Genomic DNA, 15,538 nt, shown 5'->3' on the forward strand with positions numbered 1-15,538 from the left:
TTGCCCGCGAAGAACGATGACGCGGTCTACCAGAAATACCGTGGTGTCTGGTTCGCGGGCAAGCCTCGCTCCTACGGGAGGGGGCGCGCTGCCGGTTTTGTTTGAGGTAGACGCTGAGCTGGCACCCTTGTTGCTAACACCTCGTTACCCGCTGAGTGAGCGTCAAAAAATTGCGGGCCGCCAGAGAGAGTAGAGCATGAGCCAAGGTATTGAATTCAATCGATTGATGCTGGATATGCGGGCCATGCAAATGGACGCCATGTCTGCGCCGAAATCGACTGCCGCCGTCCCTGAATTGAATGGCAGCAGCTTTGCCGACATGCTCGGTCAGGCCGTCAACAAGGTCAACGACACCCAGCAGGCTTCCACGTCGTTGGCCAACGCCTTCGAGATCGGCAAGAGCGGTGTCGACCTGACGGACGTGATGATTTCCTCGCAGAAGGCCAGCGTGTCTTTCCAGGCATTGACCCAGGTGCGCAACAAGCTGGTTCAGGCGTATCAGGACATCATGCAGATGCCGGTTTAAGGACGAGATTGAGTCATGGCAGATGCTATCGCTGACAATGTTCCGGCCAAGGCCAACTCCGTAGACGGCAAACCGCCGCTGTTCGGGTTGTCCTTCCTGGAAAACCTCTCCGAGATGACCATGCTGCGCCAGGTGGGGCTGTTGGTCGGCCTGGCCGCGAGCGTGGCGATTGGCTTTGCCGTGGTGTTGTGGTCCCAGCAGCCGGATTACCGTCCGTTGTACGGCAGCCTTGCCGGCATGGACGCCAAGCAGGTGATGGACACCCTGGCTGCCGCCGATATTGCCTATACCGTGGAACCCAATTCCGGCGCCTTGCTGGTCAAGGCCGAAGACCTGTCCCGTGCGCGTCTCAAGCTCGCGGGCGCTGGTGTCACTCCCAGCGATGGCAACATCGGTTTTGAAATCCTCGACAAGGAACAGGGCCTGGGCACCAGTCAGTTCATGGAGGCGACCCGTTATCGTCGCGGCCTGGAAGGCGAACTGGCGCGCACCATTTCCAGCCTGAACAACGTCAAGGGTGCCCGCGTGCACCTGGCAATCCCGAAAAGTTCGGTGTTCGTGCGCGACGAGCGCAAGCCCAGCGCGTCGGTGTTGGTCGAGCTGTATTCCGGGCGTTCGCTGGAGCCGGGGCAGGTCGTGGCCATCATCAATCTGGTGGCGACCAGCGTGCCCGAACTCAGCAAGTCGCAGATCACCGTTGTCGACCAGAAAGGTAACCTGCTGTCCGATCAGGCGGAAAACTCCGAACTGACCATGGCCGGCAAGCAATTCGATTACAGCCGCCGCATGGAGAGCATGCTCACCCAGCGCGTGCACAACATTCTGCAACCGGTGCTGGGCAACGACCGCTACAAGGCCGAAGTCTCGGCGGATGTCGACTTCAGCGCTGTGGAGTCCACCTCCGAACAATTCAACCCCGACCAGCCGGCATTGCGCAGCGAGCAGTCGGTGAACGAACAGCGCACCGCCAGTAACGGTCCGCAAGGTGTGCCGGGTGCCCTGAGCAACCAGCCGCCGTCGCCAGCCTCGGCGCCGCAAACCACCGGTGGCGCCACGGCGTCGGCCGGCATGGTGCAGCCAGGCCAGCCATTGCTCGATGCCAACGGCCAGCAAGTCATGGACCCGGCCACCGGCCAGCCAATGCTCGCGCCGTATCCGGCGGACAAGCGCCAGCAATCGACCAAGAACTTCGAGCTCGACCGCTCCATCAGCCACACCAAGCAACAGCAGGGGCGATTGAATCGCCTGTCGGTCTCGGTGGTGGTCGATGACCAGGTCAAGATCAACCCGGCCAACGGTGAGATCGCCCGTGCGCCTTGGAGCGCCGATGAGCTGGCCCGTTTCACCCGCCTGGTGCAGGACGCGGTCGGCTTCGATGCCAGTCGTGGCGACAGCGTCAGCGTGATCAACATGCCGTTCTCCACCGAGCGCGGTGAAGTGATTGCGGACGTGCCGTTCTACTCCCAGCCGTGGTTCTGGGACATCGTCAAGCAGCTGTTGGGCGTCCTGTTCATTCTGGTGCTGGTGTTCGGTGTGTTGCGTCCGGTGCTCAACAACATCACCGGTGGCGGCAAAGGCAAGCAGTTGGCGGGCATCGGCAGCGACGTCGAGCTCGGCGGCATGGGCGGCCTGGACGGCGAACTGGCCAACGACCGTATCAGCCTCGGTGGCCCGACCAGTATCCTGTTGCCGAGCCCGAGCGAAGGCTATGACGCGCAGTTGAACGCAATCAAGAGTCTGGTGGCAGAAGACCCGGGCCGTGTCGCCCAGGTCGTGAAAGAGTGGATTAACGCAGATGAGTGATAACCGAGCCATTGCCGCCAAACTGAGCAAGGTCGACAAAGCCGCGATCCTGCTGCTGTCGCTGGGCTCAACCGACGCTGCCCAGGTGTTGCGCCACATGGGGCCCAAAGAGGTCCAGCGTGTCGGCGTGGCCATGGCGCAGATGGGTAACGTGCACCGTGAGCAGGTCGAGCAGGTGATGAGCGAGTTTGTCGACATCGTCGGCGACCAGACCAGCCTGGGCGTCGGTTCCGATGACTACGTGCGCAAAATGCTCACCCAGGCCCTGGGCGAGGACAAGGCCAACGGCCTGATCGATCGCATCCTGCTGGGTGGCAATACCAGCGGCCTGGACAGCCTGAAATGGATGGAGCCGCGCGCGGTCGCCGACGTGATCCGCTACGAGCACCCGCAGATCCAGGCGATCGTGGTGGCGTACCTCGATCCGGATCAGGCCGGTGAAGTGCTGGGCAACTTCGACCACAAGGTGCGCCTGGACATCATCCTGCGGGTTTCCTCGCTCAACACCGTGCAGCCTGCGGCCCTCAAGGAACTCAACCAGATTCTCGAGAAGCAGTTCTCCGGCAACTCCAATGCTTCGCGCACCAGCCTGGGCGGCATCAAGCGCGCAGCCGACATCATGAACTTCCTCGACAGCTCGATCGAAGGCCAGCTCATGGACTCGATCCGCGAAGTCGATGAGGACCTGTCCGGTCAGATCGAAGACCTCATGTTCGTGTTCAACAACCTGGCCGATGTCGACGATCGCGGTATCCAGGCGTTGCTGCGCGAAGTGTCCTCCGACGTGCTGGTGCTGGCCCTCAAGGGCTCGGACGAAAGCGTCAAGGAGAAGATCTTCAAGAACATGTCCAAGCGCGCGGCCGAACTGTTGCGCGACGATCTCGAGGCCAAGGGCCCGGTGCGCGTCAGCGATGTGGAAACCGCGCAGAAGGAAATTCTCACCATTGCCCGTCGCATGGCCGAAGCGGGCGAAATCGTGCTCGGCGGCAAGGGCGGCGAGGAAATGATCTAACGCCATGGCCAAGAATGACGAGCTGCCCTCTGACCTGATCCGTGCCAGGGATGTCGGAGGTTTCGATACCTGGGCGCTGCCCAGCTTCGATCCGCCGGCCCCTGAGCCGGAGCCCGAGCCCGAACCCGAGCCGCCGGAAATGGAGGAGGTGCCGCTCGAAGAGGTCCAGCCACTGACCCTCGAAGAGCTCGAGAGCATTCGCCAGGAAGCCTACAACGAAGGTTTCGCGGTGGGCGAAAAAGAAGGGTTCCATAGCACCACGCTCAAGGTTCGTCAGGAAGCTGATGCGGCGTTGGCGGCCAAGGTTGCCGCGCTTGAAAAGTTGATGGCGCATCTGTTCGAGCCCATCGCCGAACAAGACACGCAGATTGAAAAGTCCTTGGTCGAACTGGTGCGGCACATGACCAAGCAGGTGATCCAGCGCGAACTGGCCATGGACTCGACGCAGATCGAACACGTGATGCGCGAAGCCCTCAAGCTGTTGCCGTTGGGTGTCAACAACGTGCGGCTGTACATCAATCCGCAGGATTTCGAACAGGTCAAAGCCCTGCGCGAGCGACATGAGGAAACCTGGCGCATCGTCGAGGACGAGGCGCTGTTGCCCGGTGGTTGCCGAGTCGAAACCGAACACAGCCGCATCGATGCCACGGTCGAAACCCGTGTGACGCAGGTGATGGACAAGCTGTTCGACCAGCTTCACGAGCAGGCCTTGCACCCGGCGGCGCCGGATCTGAGCATCGATCTGTCCAGCGCAAGCAAACCAGTGGCGGTTCCCGATGCACCTTAAACGCACCAGTTTCGCCAAGCGCCTGGGCAGTTACGCCGGGGCGATCGAACTGGCCGGCGCACCGATCCTCGAAGGCCGCCTGTTGCGCATGGTCGGCCTCACCCTGGAGGCCGAGGGCTTGCGCGCGGCCATGGGCAGTCGCTGCATGGTCATCAACGATGACAGCTATCATCCCGTGCAGGTCGAAGCCGAAGTCATGGGCTTTTCCGGCAGCAAGGTGTTTTTGATGCCGGTGGGCAGCGTAGCCGGCATTGCCCCCGGTGCCCGGGTAGTGCCCCTCTCCGACAGCGGTCGCTTGCCGATGGGCATGAGCATGCTCGGGCGCGTACTCGACGGTGCTGGCCGCGCCCTGGATGGCAAGGGCGGAATGAAGGCCGAAGACTGGGTGCCGATGGACGGCCCTACCATCAACCCGCTCAAGCGCGAGCCGATCAGCGAGCCCCTGGATGTGGGCATTCGCTGCATCAATGGCATGTTGACGGTCGGGCGCGGTCAGCGGCTTGGCCTGTTCGCCGGTACCGGCGTCGGTAAATCCGTACTGCTGGGCATGATGACGCGCTTCACCGAGGCCGACATCATCGTCGTTGGCCTGATTGGTGAGCGTGGTCGAGAGGTCAAGGAGTTCATCGAACACATCCTCGGTGAAGAAGGGCTCAAGCGCTCGGTGGTGGTGGCGTCACCCGCCGACGATGCACCCCTGATGCGTCTGCGCGCCGCCATGTATTGCACGCGAATCGCCGAGTATTTCCGCGACAAGGGCAAGAACGTGCTGCTGCTGATGGATTCGCTGACGCGTTTTGCCCAGGCCCAGCGGGAAATTGCCCTGGCCATTGGCGAGCCACCGGCGACCAAGGGGTATCCGCCCTCGGTGTTCGCCAAGTTGCCGAAACTGGTAGAGCGCGCGGGCAATGCCGAGAAGGGCGGTGGCTCGATCACCGCGTTCTATACCGTGCTGTCCGAAGGCGACGACCAGCAGGACCCGATTGCCGACTCGGCGCGGGGCGTGCTCGACGGGCACATCGTGCTGTCGCGGCGCCTGGCCGAGGAAGGCCATTACCCGGCCATCGATATCGAGGCGTCCATCAGCCGGGTCATGCCGGCGGTAGTCTCGCCGGAGCACATGACTCGCGCGCAGTACTTCAAGCAGTTGTGGTCGCGCTACCAGCAGAGCCGCGACCTGATCAGTGTCGGCGCCTACGTCGCCGGCGGTGACCGCGAGACCGACCTGGCGATTTCCCTGCAGCCGCAACTGGTCAAATACCTGCGCCAGGGCCTCAACGACAGCATCAGCCTGGGCGAAAGCGAGGCGTATCTCGCGTCGATCTTCGCGCCCGCGGCGGGCGGTTAACCGGCCATGGCCCAGACTCGGGCGGGCCGCCTGGCTCCCGTGGTGGAAATGGCCGAGAAGGCCGAGAAAACCGCGGTCCAGCGCCTGGGACACTTCCAGGGGCAAGTGCGCCTGGCCGAAAGCAAGCTGGCCGACCTCGAAGCCTTTCGGCTCGACTATCAGGAACAGTGGATCGTACGCGGCAGCAGTGGCGTGTCCGGCCAATGGCTGCTGGGCTACCAGGGCTTTCTCGCGCAGTTGGGCACGGCCATCGATCAACAGCGGCAAAGCCTGGCCTGGCACCAGAACAACCTGAACAAGGCGCGCGACACCTGGCAGCAGGCGTTCGCCCGGGTAGAAGGCTTGCGCAAACTGGTCCAGCGCTACCAGGACGAAGCGCGGGCGCTGGAGGACAAGCGTGAGCAAAAGCTGCTGGATGAACTGTCCCAGCGGTTGCCGCGCCATGATGCGTATTGAGTCATATGGAACGCGTTATCGTTCTTCGCGAGCAGGCTCGCTGCCACAGGAGAAAGGCGGTCAACCTGTGGGAGCTCAAGACCTCCAGAAATATCCTGCCTTGCCCCAACCTCTACCCAATGCTAAACCTTGTACAAGAAGGTTTACCAACGACAAGGAAGCCATGACATGTCAGTCGTTTCAGAAGTGTCCCCGGATGGGCAAAAGCTGACGATATCGGTCAAGGGACGATTCGATTTCGCCAAGCATCAGGAATTTCGGCAATCCTACGAAGACAAGGCGCTCGCCGAAGTCGTCGTCGATCTGAAGGAAGCCACCTACCTCGACAGTTCCGCCCTGGGCATGCTGCTGCTGTTGCGAGATCACGCTGGCGGCGACGATTCCGATATCCGCGTGGTCAACAGCAGTTGCGACGTGAGGAAAATCCTCGCCATTTCCAACTTCGACAAGCTGTTCGACATCAGTTGATCACTGTGCAACCGGCACTCGAATCGCTGACGATCCTGATCGCCGAAGACAGCGCCGCCGATCGCATGCTGTTGTCGAGCATCGTGCGCCGTCAGGGGCATCAAGTGCTGACGGCCGCCAACGGCGCCGAAGCGGTGGAAATGTTTCGCCAGCAACGGCCGCAGCTGGTGTTGATGGACGCGATGATGCCGGTGATGGATGGCTTCGAGGCGGCCGCGCAAATCAAGGCATTGGCGGGCGAAACCCTGGTGCCGATCATCTTCCTCACCTCGCTGTCGGAAAACCAGGCATTGGCCCGCTGCCTGGAGGTCGGGGGTGACGATTTTCTGGCAAAACCCTACAACCAGGTGATCCTCGCCGCCAAAATCAAGGCGATGGACCGCTTGCGGCGCTTGCAGGCCACTGTCGTGCAGCAGCGCGACCAGATCGCCAGGCACCATGAATACTTGCTCAACGAACAGCGCGTGGCCAAGGCGGTGTTCGACAAGGTGGCTCATTCCGGCTGCCTGAATGCGCCCAACATCCGCTACCTGCAGTCGCCTTACGCATTGTTCAACGGCGACTTGCTGTTGGCCGCCTTCACCCCGGCAGGGGACATGCACGTGCTGCTCGGCGATTTCACCGGCCATGGCCTGCCCGCCGCCGTTGGCGCCATGCCCCTGGCCGAAGTCTTCTACGGCATGACCGCCAAGGGCTACGGCCTGGCGGAAACCCTGCGCGAGATGAATGCCAAGCTCAAGCGCATCCTGCCGGTGGACATGTTCTGTTGTGCCACGATGCTGTGCCTGAGTGTCCAGAATCGCTCGGTGGAGGTCTGGAACGGCGGCATGCCGGACGGCTACCTGCACAGCGTTGCCAGCGGCGAGCGAACGCCACTGACCGCGCGGCATTTGCCACTGGGGGTGCTGAGCCCGCCAACCTTCGATGATCGCACCGAAGTATTTCCGATGGCCCTGGGTGATCGGATATTCCTGTTGTCCGACGGGGTGATTGATACCTGCGACGCCGATGAGCAGCTGTTTGGTGTGCAGCGATTGCAGCAGGTATTTGCCGCCAATCGTCAACCCGACACCTTGTTCGAGGATATCGAGCAGGCGCTTCGGGACTTTCGTGGTGAGGCGCGCGACGACGTCAGCATGGTCGAGGTCAGCCTGCCTGCGCCCACGCAGGCGAGCCCGCCGCTGCCGATCTATTCCGACAGTGGCCAGTCCTGCCCTCTGGACTGGTCGGCCAGTTTCGAGTTTCGCGCTGCAACGCTCAAGCGCTTCAATCCGTTGCCCTACCTCTTGCAATTGTTGCAGGAAGTACACGGTCTGCGGGCTCAAAGCGGGGCGCTCTACAGCGTTCTGGCCGAGTTGTACTCCAACGCCCTGGAGCATGGAGTGCTAGGCCTGGATTCCAGCCTTAAGCGCGATGTGTCGGGTTTCACCCGCTATTATCAACAGCGCAATGCACGCCTGGACGAGCTTGAGGACGGTTATGTCCGGGTGCATTTACAGGTTACCCCGCAAGGCGAGGGTGGATGCCTGGCAATTCGCGTCGAGGACAGCGGCAAGGGATTTGATGTCGGGCGGGTACTGGAACGTCCCGTCGATCCTGTCCGTCTGTCTGGACGTGGCATCAGCCTGATCCGTCAGTTGGGTCATAATGCAAGCTGGTCTGACGATGGTCGAAGTGCCCGCGTGGAGTTTCTCTGGAAGGCTCTGGCATAATCCATAAATTCTTGATCAAGGAGCGAACAAGTGGCTGATGAACATCTGGACCTCGACGCGCTGAACGAGTTGCGCGAGGTCATGGAGGACGCGTATCCGCAGTTGCTGGATACCTTTCTCGCCGATTCCGAAGAGCGCCTTCAAGCGTTGCGCGAGGCAGGTAAAGCTGCGCAGCTGGTAGGCGTGGCGCACAGCTTCAAAGGCAGCAGCAGCAATATGGGTGCCGTCAAGCTTGTCGCGCTATGTGACGAGCTTGAGAAAAATGCTGAAAAGCTTTCGCCCTCCGAAATCCAGGAGCTGATCACTGCAATCGAACTTGAGTTCGCGATCGTTCGGCCTCTTTACGAAGCTGAGCGGCAACGGTCCCTGGCGGAGAGCTGAGGCGCACGACGCTTTTCGTCGCCATCAGGCGAAACTGGCCCGCCCCTTGCAATCAACTCTTGCAACTGTACCTACGATCCCAGTGCAGCGGAGACCGTTACATGCCCTTTACCCCAAATTCTCTTCTTCAGGCCGCCGCCCAGGCCAAGAGTCAGGCCACCGCCGCCCCTTCCACGAAGGTCGCCGCCGAGCCCGGGGACAAGGCGTCGAGCTTCTCTCAGGTGTACGCCGCACAAGGCCGCAACCCGGCTGCTGACGAAGCTTCGAAACCACAGCCTCACAAGGCCGACAGCTTCGGTAAAAAGGACGGCGTCAAGGATAACGCTGCCGCCGAGACGCCTGTCGTTGCCGATAGCGGCAAAAGCTTGCCCGCCGACAAACCGGCGCAAGCCGACGACACGCAGGACAGCGCCGATGCGACGGACGAACAGGCAGGGGGCGTCGAAGCGGCGCCGGTTGATCCTGCCGCGGTGCTTGTCGTCGCGGCGCCTGTTGTAGCTGATCAGCCAGCCGTCGAAGCGCCCGTTGCGGCGGTCATCCCGCCAGCCGTCCCGCCAGCCGTCCCCGCCACTGACACAGGATTCGATCCCGAAGCCGACCCACTGGACGCCCTGCCAGCCCTGCGCATGGCCATGGAGCAGAGTGGCCATGTCTCGGCCTCAAGCCAGGCACAACCCAAGGCACCTCCGACAGAGGTCGACGGTGCACGGACCGCAGCGCAGACCTTCGCCGCCGGCATGGCAAACATGCTCGACGTGCAAACCGACAAGGACAGTACCGACCAGGGCGGCGACCAGGCCTTCAGTGGCCTGATCGATGATGGGCTCAAGGACCTCAAGTCTGCCAGCAGCGATACCCGGGTCGACGATTTCGCCAACCGCCTGGCGGCACTGACCCAGGCAGCGACGCCAAAAACCGCCAACGCCCTGCCGGTCAACCAGCCCATCGCGATGCATCAGAGCGGCTGGACCGAAGAAGTGGTGAATCGGGTCATGTACCTGTCCAGCGCGAATCTCAAGGCTGCCGACATCCAGTTGCAGCCGGCCGAACTCGGCCGTCTCGACATTCGGGTGAACATGGTGCCCGATCAGCAGACCCAGGTGACGTTCATGAGCGCGCATCCGGGCGTGCGTGAAGCGCTGGACGGGCAGATGCAGCGTTTGCGCGATATGTTCACCCAGCAGGGCATGGGCCAGGTTGACGTCAACGTCTCGGACCAGTCCCGGGGATCCCAGGACCAGGCGCAGCAACAGCAGGCGCAGAGTGGACGCGCCAGTGCCGGCGGCGGTCGCCTTGATTCGATGGATGACGAGCTTTCGGCCAGCGTTACCCAAGTTGCGGCCAGCCCGACTAGCGTGATTGGCTCCAGCGCAGTCGATTATTACGCCTGATAATTCGCGGCGCCCCCTAAAAGATCGCAGCCTTCGGCAGCTCCTACAGGATGTACGCAGTCCAATGTAGGAGCTGCCGCAGGCTGCGATCTTTTGCTTCTGGCATAACACTTGCTCTTGCCTAGTCGCGCGACTGTAAAAACCGAATAGTGACGGATTATTGGCATGGCGAAGAGCGACGCAGCAATAAAAGACCCCGCAACCAAAGGCAAACTCAAGCTGATCATCTTGATCGTGGTGGCGCTGTTGCTGGCGATCGGCTTGTCCGTGGGGGCGACCTGGTACTTCATGCACAGTGCCCAGAGCAAGCCTGCCGTCGTGGCCGAAACCACCCCCGTGGGCAAGCAGCCTGCCGTTTTCGAGCCGATGGCCCCGGCGTTCGTGGCCAACTACAACCAGAACGGGCGCCAGCGCTACATGCAAGTGAGCATTACCATGCTTGCGCGCAACCAGGCGGATCTGGACGCGCTCAAGGTGCACATGCCGGTGATCCGCAACAATCTGGTGATGCTGTTCTCCGGTCAGGATTTCGCGACCCTCGCCTCGCCGGTCGGCCAGGAAATGTTGCGCCAGAAGGCCACCGCCAGCGTCCAGGAAGTGGCGCAGAAAGAGCTCGGCAAAGTGGTGATCGAACAGTTGCTTTTCACTAATTTCGTACTGCAGTAGGAACACGACATGGCCGTGCAGGACCTGCTGTCCCAGGATGAGATCGACGCGCTGTTGCATGGCGTCGACGATGGTCTGGTACAGACCGATATCGCTGCCGAACCCGGCACCGTCAAGAGCTACGACCTGACCAGCCAGGATCGCATCGTCCGTGGACGCATGCCGACGCTGGAAATGATCAACGAGCGTTTTGCCCGCTACACGCGCATCAGCATGTTCAACATGCTGCGCCGCTCGGCAGACGTGGCGGTCGGTGGTGTGCAGGTGATGAAGTTCGGCGAATACGTACACTCGCTGTACGTGCCGACCAGCCTCAACCTGGTCAAGATCAAGCCGCTGCGCGGCACGGCGCTGTTCATCCTCGACGCCAAGCTGGTGTTCAAGCTGGTGGACAACTTCTTCGGCGGCGACGGTCGCCACGCCAAGATCGAAGGCCGTGAGTTCACCCCGACCGAGTTGCGCGTGGTGCGCATGGTCCTGGAGCAGGCCTTCGTCGATTTGAAGGAAGCCTGGCAGGCGATCATGGAGGTGAACTTCGAGTACATCAACTCGGAAGTGAACCCGGCCATGGCCAACATCGTCGGCCCGAGCGAAGCCATTGTAGTGTCGACCTTCCACATCGAACTCGATGGCGGTGGCGGCGACCTGCACGTGACCATGCCTTACTCGATGATCGAACCGGTGCGCGAAATGCTCGATGCCGGCTTCCAGTCCGACCTGGACGACCAGGACGAGCGCTGGGTCAATGCCTTGCGCCAGGACGTGATGGACGTCGATGTACCGATCAACGCCACCGTTGCCCGTCGCCAGTTGAAGCTGCGCGACATCCTGCACATGCAGCCAGGGGACGTGATTCCCGTGGACATGCAGGAAGAGCTGGTCATGCGCGCCAACGGCGTGCCGGCCTTCAAGGTCAAGATGGGTTCGCACAAGGGCAACCTTGCACTGCAAGTGATCGAGCCGATCGAGCGCCGTTGAGGCGGCGCAATTACCCCTATTAATCAACTCTTCTAATTGAAGAGTCGTTCGCCGAGGACAAATGATGGCTGACAATATGAATACCCTGGACGATCAGGCGCTAGCTGATGAGTGGGCTGCTGCCCTGGAAGAAACCGGCGACGCCGGGCAGGCCGATATCGACGCATTGCTGGCCGCCGATGCTGGCCGTTCTTCGTCCAACCGCCTGCCCATGGAAGAGTTCGGCAGCGTGCCGAAAAACAACGACCCGGTGAGCCTCGAAGGCCCGAACCTGGACGTGATTCTCGATATCCCGGTGTCGATCTCCATGGAGGTCGGCAGCACCGACATCAACATCCGCAACCTGTTGCAGCTCAACCAGGGCTCGGTCATTGAACTGGATCGCCTGGCTGGTGAGCCGCTGGACGTGCTGGTCAACGGCACCCTGATCGCCCATGGCGAAGTGGTTGTGGTCAACGAGAAGTTCGGCATCCGCCTGACCGACGTGATCAGCCCAAGCGAACGCATCAAGAAGCTGCGCTGAGTGAAAAGGCTCCTGGGGTTGTTTTCGGGGCTGGCCCTGGCGTTGCCAGGCCTTGTGCTGGCCGCCGAGCCTGTCGCCAATGCCGCCGCCGCGCCCGCGGTCAACAGCGGCGTGGCCGGGCAGTTGACGCAACTGGTATTCGGCTTGTTGCTGGTGCTGGGGCTGATTTTCTTCCTCGCCTGGCTCTTGCGCCGGGTGCAACAGGCCGGGCCGGCCGGCAAGGGGCAGGTGATCGAGCTGATCGGTTCTCGCGCACTGGGGCCCCGTGATCGCTTGATGCTCGTGCAAGTCGGCAACGAACAGATCCTGCTCGGCCTGAGCTCGGGGACCATCACGGCGTTGCATGTGCTCAAGGAGCCGGTGCAGGTGCCGAGCGGCACTGAAAAAGCTACCCCCGAGTTTGCCCAGCGCCTGATGGAGTTGATGGGCAAGGATCAGAAGGATAAGAAGTAATGGGCGCGCTGCGCATCATCTTGACCCTGGCCATGATGCTGGCCGCGCCGCTGGCGTTAGCCGCCGATCCATTGTCGATCCCGGCCATCACCTTGGGCACCAACGCCGAAGGTGCCCAGGAATATTCGGTCAGCCTGCAGATCCTGCTGATCATGACCGCGCTGAGTTTCATCCCGGCGTTCGTCATGCTGATGACCAGCTTCACCCGGATCATCATCGTCTTCTCGATCCTGCGTCAGGCCCTGGGCCTGCAGCAGACGCCGTCGAACCAGATCCTCACCGGCATGGCGCTGTTCCTGACGATGTTCATCATGGCGCCGGTGTTCGACCGGGTGAACCAGGATGCCTTGCAACCCTACCTGGCGGAAAAGATGACCGCCCAGGATGCCGTGGCCAAGGCCCAGGTACCGATCAAGGACTTCATGCTGGCCCAGACGCGCACCAGTGACCTGGAGTTGTTCATGCGCCTGTCCAAGCGCACCGACATTGCCACGCCGGACCAGGCGCCGCTGACCATCCTGGTGCCGGCGTTCGTGACTTCGGAGCTCAAGACCGCGTTCCAGATCGGCTTCATGATCTTCATCCCGTTCCTGATCATCGACCTGGTCGTGGCCAGTGTGCTGATGGCCATGGGTATGATGATGCTGTCGCCGCTGATCATTTCCCTGCCGTTCAAGATCATGCTGTTCGTGCTGGTCGATGGCTGGGCGCTGATCATCGGCACCTTGGCCAGCAGCTTCGGCGGTGTGTCGCCATGACGCCGGAAGTCGCCGTCGATATCTTCCGCGAAGCCTTGTGGCTGACCACGCTGATGGTCGCGGTGTTGGTGATCCCGAGTCTGCTGGTCGGCCTGGTCGTGGCGATGTTCCAGGCCGCGACGCAGATCAACGAACAGACCTTGAGCTTCCTGCCGCGCCTGCTGGTGATGCTGGTAACGCTGATCGTCGCCGGCCCTTGGCTGGTGCAGACGTTCATGGAATACATCCTGCAGCTGTACGGCAGTATTCCGCAGGTCATCGGCTAAGCCATGTCGTCGCTGCTGCAGCTGACCGATACCCAGATCAGTACCTGGGTGGCGACGTTCATGTTGCCGCTGTTTCGCGTCGGCGCCTTGCTGATGGTGATGCCAGTGTTCGGCACTGCCCTGGTACCCAAGCGCATTCGCCTGTACTTCGCCCTCGCCATCACTGTGGTCATCGCGCCGGGCCTGCCGCCGATGCCGCCGGTGAATGCGCTGGACCTGAGCGGTCTTCTGCTGATTGCCGAGCAGATCCTCGTCGGCGCGATCCTGGGGTTCTCCCTGCAACTGTTCTTCCAGGCCTTCGTGGTGGCGGGACAGATCGTCGCGATCCAGATGGGCATGGGCTTCGCATCGATGGTCGATCCCACCAACGGCGTGTCGGTGGCGGTGATCGGGCAGTTCTTCACCATGCTGGTGACACTGATGTTCCTCTCCATGAACGGCCATCTGGTGGTGTTCGAGGTACTGACCGAGAGCTTCACCACCTTGCCGGTCGGCAGCGGCCTGATGGTCAACCATTACTGGGAACTGGCCGGCAAACTCGGCTGGGTGCTCGGCGCGGCGCTGCTGCTGGTGCTGCCGGCGATCACCGCGTTGCTGGTGGTCAACATCGCGTTTGGCGTGATGACCCGCGCCGCGCCGCAACTGAACATCTTCTCCATCGGCTTCCCGCTAACCCTGGTGCTCGGGATGTTCATCCTCTGGGTCGGGCTGGCGGACATTCTCAACCAGTATCAACCGCTGGCCTCCGAGGCCTTGCAGTTTTTACGCGAACTGGCACAGGCGCGCTGAGGCATGGCTGAGAGCGAAAGCGGTCAGGACAAGACAGAAGACCCCACGGAGAAAAAGAAAAAGGACGCCCGTGAGAAGGGTGAGATTGCCCGTTCCAAGGAGCTCAATACCCTGGCGATCATGCTTGCCGGGGCCGGTGCGCTGCTGGTCTTCGGTGGGGCCCTGGCGCAGGACATGATGGACCTTATGCGCCTGAATTTTTCCCTGTCGCGTGACGTGGTGCTGGACCAGCGTTCGATGGGCACCTACCTCCTGCATTCGGGACAGATTGCCTTGCTGGCGATCCAGCCGGTGATGATCACCCTGCTGCTGGCCGCCTTGATCGGCCCGATCTCCCTGGGTGGCTGGCTGTTTTCCACCGGCACCATGGCGCCCAAGTTCAGCCGCATGAACCCCGGCGCGGGTCTCAAGCGCATGTTCTCGGCCAAGGCCCTGACCGAACTGCTCAAGGCCCTGGCCAAGTTCTTCATCGTCCTGTTCGTGGCCCTGGCGGTGTTGTCGGCGGACATTGACGACCTGCTGCGAATCGCCCACGAACCACTGGACCGCGCCATCACCCACAGCCTGCAAGTGGTCGGCTGGAGCACCTTGTGGATGGCCTGCGGGCTGATCATCATCGCCGCCGTCGACGTGCCGATCCAAATCTGGGAAAGCATCAAGAAGCTCAAGATGACCAAGCAGGAAATCCGCGATGAGCACAAGGACCAGGAGGGGCGGCCGGAGGTCAAGCAGCGGATTCGCCAGCTGCAACGCGAGATGTCCCAGCGCCGGATGATGGCGGAGGTACCGGATGCCGACGTGGTCATCACCAACCCGACCCACTATGCCGTGGCCCTCAAGTACGACCCGGACAAGAGCGGGGCGCCGATGCTGATTGCCAAGGGCAGCGACTTCCTGGCGTTGAAGATTCGCGAGATTGCGACGGCCAATGAAATTCTGCTGCTGGAGTCCCCGGCGTTGGCGCGGTCGATTTATTACTCCACCGAACTTGAGCAAGAAATCCCTGGCGGCCTGTACCTCGCCGTCGCCCAGGTACTGGCCTACGTCTACCAGATTCGCCAATACCGCGCGGGCAAGGGCAAGCGCCCGGACCCACTCAAGGATGACTTGCCGATTCCACCGGATTTGCGCCGGGATTCCTAGCAGCGTGATCGGTGTTGTACACAAGCAGTGTTGCCCGGGCCGATCCCCTTGTGGGAGCGAGCCTGCTCGCGAAGACGG

18 protein-coding genes are annotated in these 15,538 nt (G+C 61.8%); all 18 read left to right on the forward strand.

What is annotated here, in order from left to right; all coding sequences use genetic code 11:
- Positions 1 to 196 precede the first annotated feature (196 nt).
- Entirely contained in the window at positions 197 to 526 is a 330-nt protein-coding gene (gene fliE, locus AC3WWR_RS14830) for a flagellar hook-basal body complex protein FliE (RefSeq protein WP_033044919.1), read from the forward strand.
- A 15-nt stretch (positions 527 to 541) separates the two neighbouring features.
- Complete coding sequence (gene fliF, locus AC3WWR_RS14835; protein WP_033044920.1) at positions 542 to 2,329, forward strand: flagellar basal-body MS-ring/collar protein FliF; 1,788 nt, start codon at positions 542 to 544, stop codon at positions 2,327 to 2,329.
- The gene (fliG, locus tag AC3WWR_RS14840) at positions 2,322 to 3,341 is read left to right on the forward strand and encodes a flagellar motor switch protein FliG (protein WP_020796955.1); all 1,020 of its coding nucleotides are present in this window, start codon (positions 2,322 to 2,324) and stop codon (positions 3,339 to 3,341) included. The genes fliF and fliG overlap by 8 nt, the downstream gene beginning before the upstream one ends.
- A gap of 4 nt (positions 3,342 to 3,345) precedes the next feature.
- Positions 3,346 to 4,128 carry a flagellar assembly protein FliH gene (gene fliH, locus AC3WWR_RS14845; RefSeq protein WP_033044921.1) on the forward strand — a complete coding sequence of 261 codons (783 nt, stop codon included), beginning with the start codon at positions 3,346 to 3,348 and terminating at the stop codon, positions 4,126 to 4,128.
- Complete coding sequence (fliI, locus tag AC3WWR_RS14850; RefSeq protein WP_020796957.1) at positions 4,118 to 5,476, forward strand: flagellar protein export ATPase FliI; 1,359 nt, start codon at positions 4,118 to 4,120, stop codon at positions 5,474 to 5,476. The genes fliH and fliI overlap by 11 nt, the downstream gene beginning before the upstream one ends.
- A gap of 6 nt (positions 5,477 to 5,482) precedes the next feature.
- On the forward strand, positions 5,483 to 5,932 hold the full coding sequence (gene fliJ / locus AC3WWR_RS14855) for a flagellar export protein FliJ (protein ID WP_042955322.1): 450 nt from the start codon (positions 5,483 to 5,485) through the stop codon (positions 5,930 to 5,932).
- A gap of 168 nt (positions 5,933 to 6,100) precedes the next feature.
- Positions 6,101 to 6,400 carry an STAS domain-containing protein gene (locus AC3WWR_RS14860; RefSeq protein WP_110746148.1) on the forward strand — a complete coding sequence of 100 codons (300 nt, stop codon included), beginning with the start codon at positions 6,101 to 6,103 and terminating at the stop codon, positions 6,398 to 6,400.
- A 5-nt stretch (positions 6,401 to 6,405) separates the two neighbouring features.
- Complete coding sequence (locus tag AC3WWR_RS14865; RefSeq protein WP_188265336.1) at positions 6,406 to 8,112, forward strand: ATP-binding SpoIIE family protein phosphatase; 1,707 nt, start codon at positions 6,406 to 6,408, stop codon at positions 8,110 to 8,112.
- Between the two features lie 30 nt (positions 8,113 to 8,142).
- A complete protein-coding gene (locus AC3WWR_RS14870; protein WP_492598828.1) occupies positions 8,143 to 8,493 on the forward strand; it encodes an Hpt domain-containing protein in 351 nt (116 codons plus the stop codon).
- Positions 8,494 to 8,594: 101 nt separating this feature from the next.
- Positions 8,595 to 9,884: a flagellar hook-length control protein FliK gene (locus AC3WWR_RS14875; protein ID WP_492598829.1), complete on the forward strand. Its 1,290-nt coding sequence runs from the start codon at positions 8,595 to 8,597 to the stop codon at positions 9,882 to 9,884.
- Positions 9,885 to 10,049: 165 nt separating this feature from the next.
- Complete coding sequence (fliL, locus tag AC3WWR_RS14880) at positions 10,050 to 10,550, forward strand: flagellar basal body-associated protein FliL (protein WP_432669178.1); 501 nt, start codon at positions 10,050 to 10,052, stop codon at positions 10,548 to 10,550.
- A 9-nt stretch (positions 10,551 to 10,559) separates the two neighbouring features.
- Positions 10,560 to 11,528, forward strand: a complete 969-nt coding sequence (fliM, locus tag AC3WWR_RS14885) for a flagellar motor switch protein FliM (RefSeq protein WP_020796965.1) — start codon at positions 10,560 to 10,562, stop codon at positions 11,526 to 11,528.
- A 64-nt stretch (positions 11,529 to 11,592) separates the two neighbouring features.
- Positions 11,593 to 12,051, forward strand: a complete 459-nt coding sequence (gene fliN / locus AC3WWR_RS14890; RefSeq protein WP_020796966.1) for a flagellar motor switch protein FliN — start codon at positions 11,593 to 11,595, stop codon at positions 12,049 to 12,051.
- Complete coding sequence (gene fliO, locus AC3WWR_RS14895) at positions 12,052 to 12,504, forward strand: flagellar biosynthetic protein FliO (protein ID WP_492598830.1); 453 nt, start codon at positions 12,052 to 12,054, stop codon at positions 12,502 to 12,504. It begins immediately after the preceding gene.
- Positions 12,504 to 13,262 carry a flagellar type III secretion system pore protein FliP gene (gene fliP / locus AC3WWR_RS14900; RefSeq protein ID WP_020796968.1) on the forward strand — a complete coding sequence of 253 codons (759 nt, stop codon included), beginning with the start codon at positions 12,504 to 12,506 and terminating at the stop codon, positions 13,260 to 13,262. Before fliO ends, fliP begins: the two co-directional genes overlap by 1 nt.
- Entirely contained in the window at positions 13,259 to 13,528 is a 270-nt protein-coding gene (gene fliQ, locus AC3WWR_RS14905) for a flagellar biosynthesis protein FliQ (protein ID WP_020796969.1), read from the forward strand. Before fliP ends, fliQ begins: the two co-directional genes overlap by 4 nt.
- Before the next feature lie 3 nt (positions 13,529 to 13,531).
- The gene (gene fliR / locus AC3WWR_RS14910; protein ID WP_008058628.1) at positions 13,532 to 14,317 is read left to right on the forward strand and encodes a flagellar biosynthetic protein FliR; all 786 of its coding nucleotides are present in this window, start codon (positions 13,532 to 13,534) and stop codon (positions 14,315 to 14,317) included.
- Between the two features lie 3 nt (positions 14,318 to 14,320).
- The gene (gene flhB, locus AC3WWR_RS14915) at positions 14,321 to 15,460 is read left to right on the forward strand and encodes a flagellar biosynthesis protein FlhB (RefSeq protein WP_492598831.1); all 1,140 of its coding nucleotides are present in this window, start codon (positions 14,321 to 14,323) and stop codon (positions 15,458 to 15,460) included.
- The last annotated feature ends 78 nt before the right edge of the window (positions 15,461 to 15,538 follow it).

This window comes from Pseudomonas sp. EB271-G4-1, assembly GCF_058791355.1.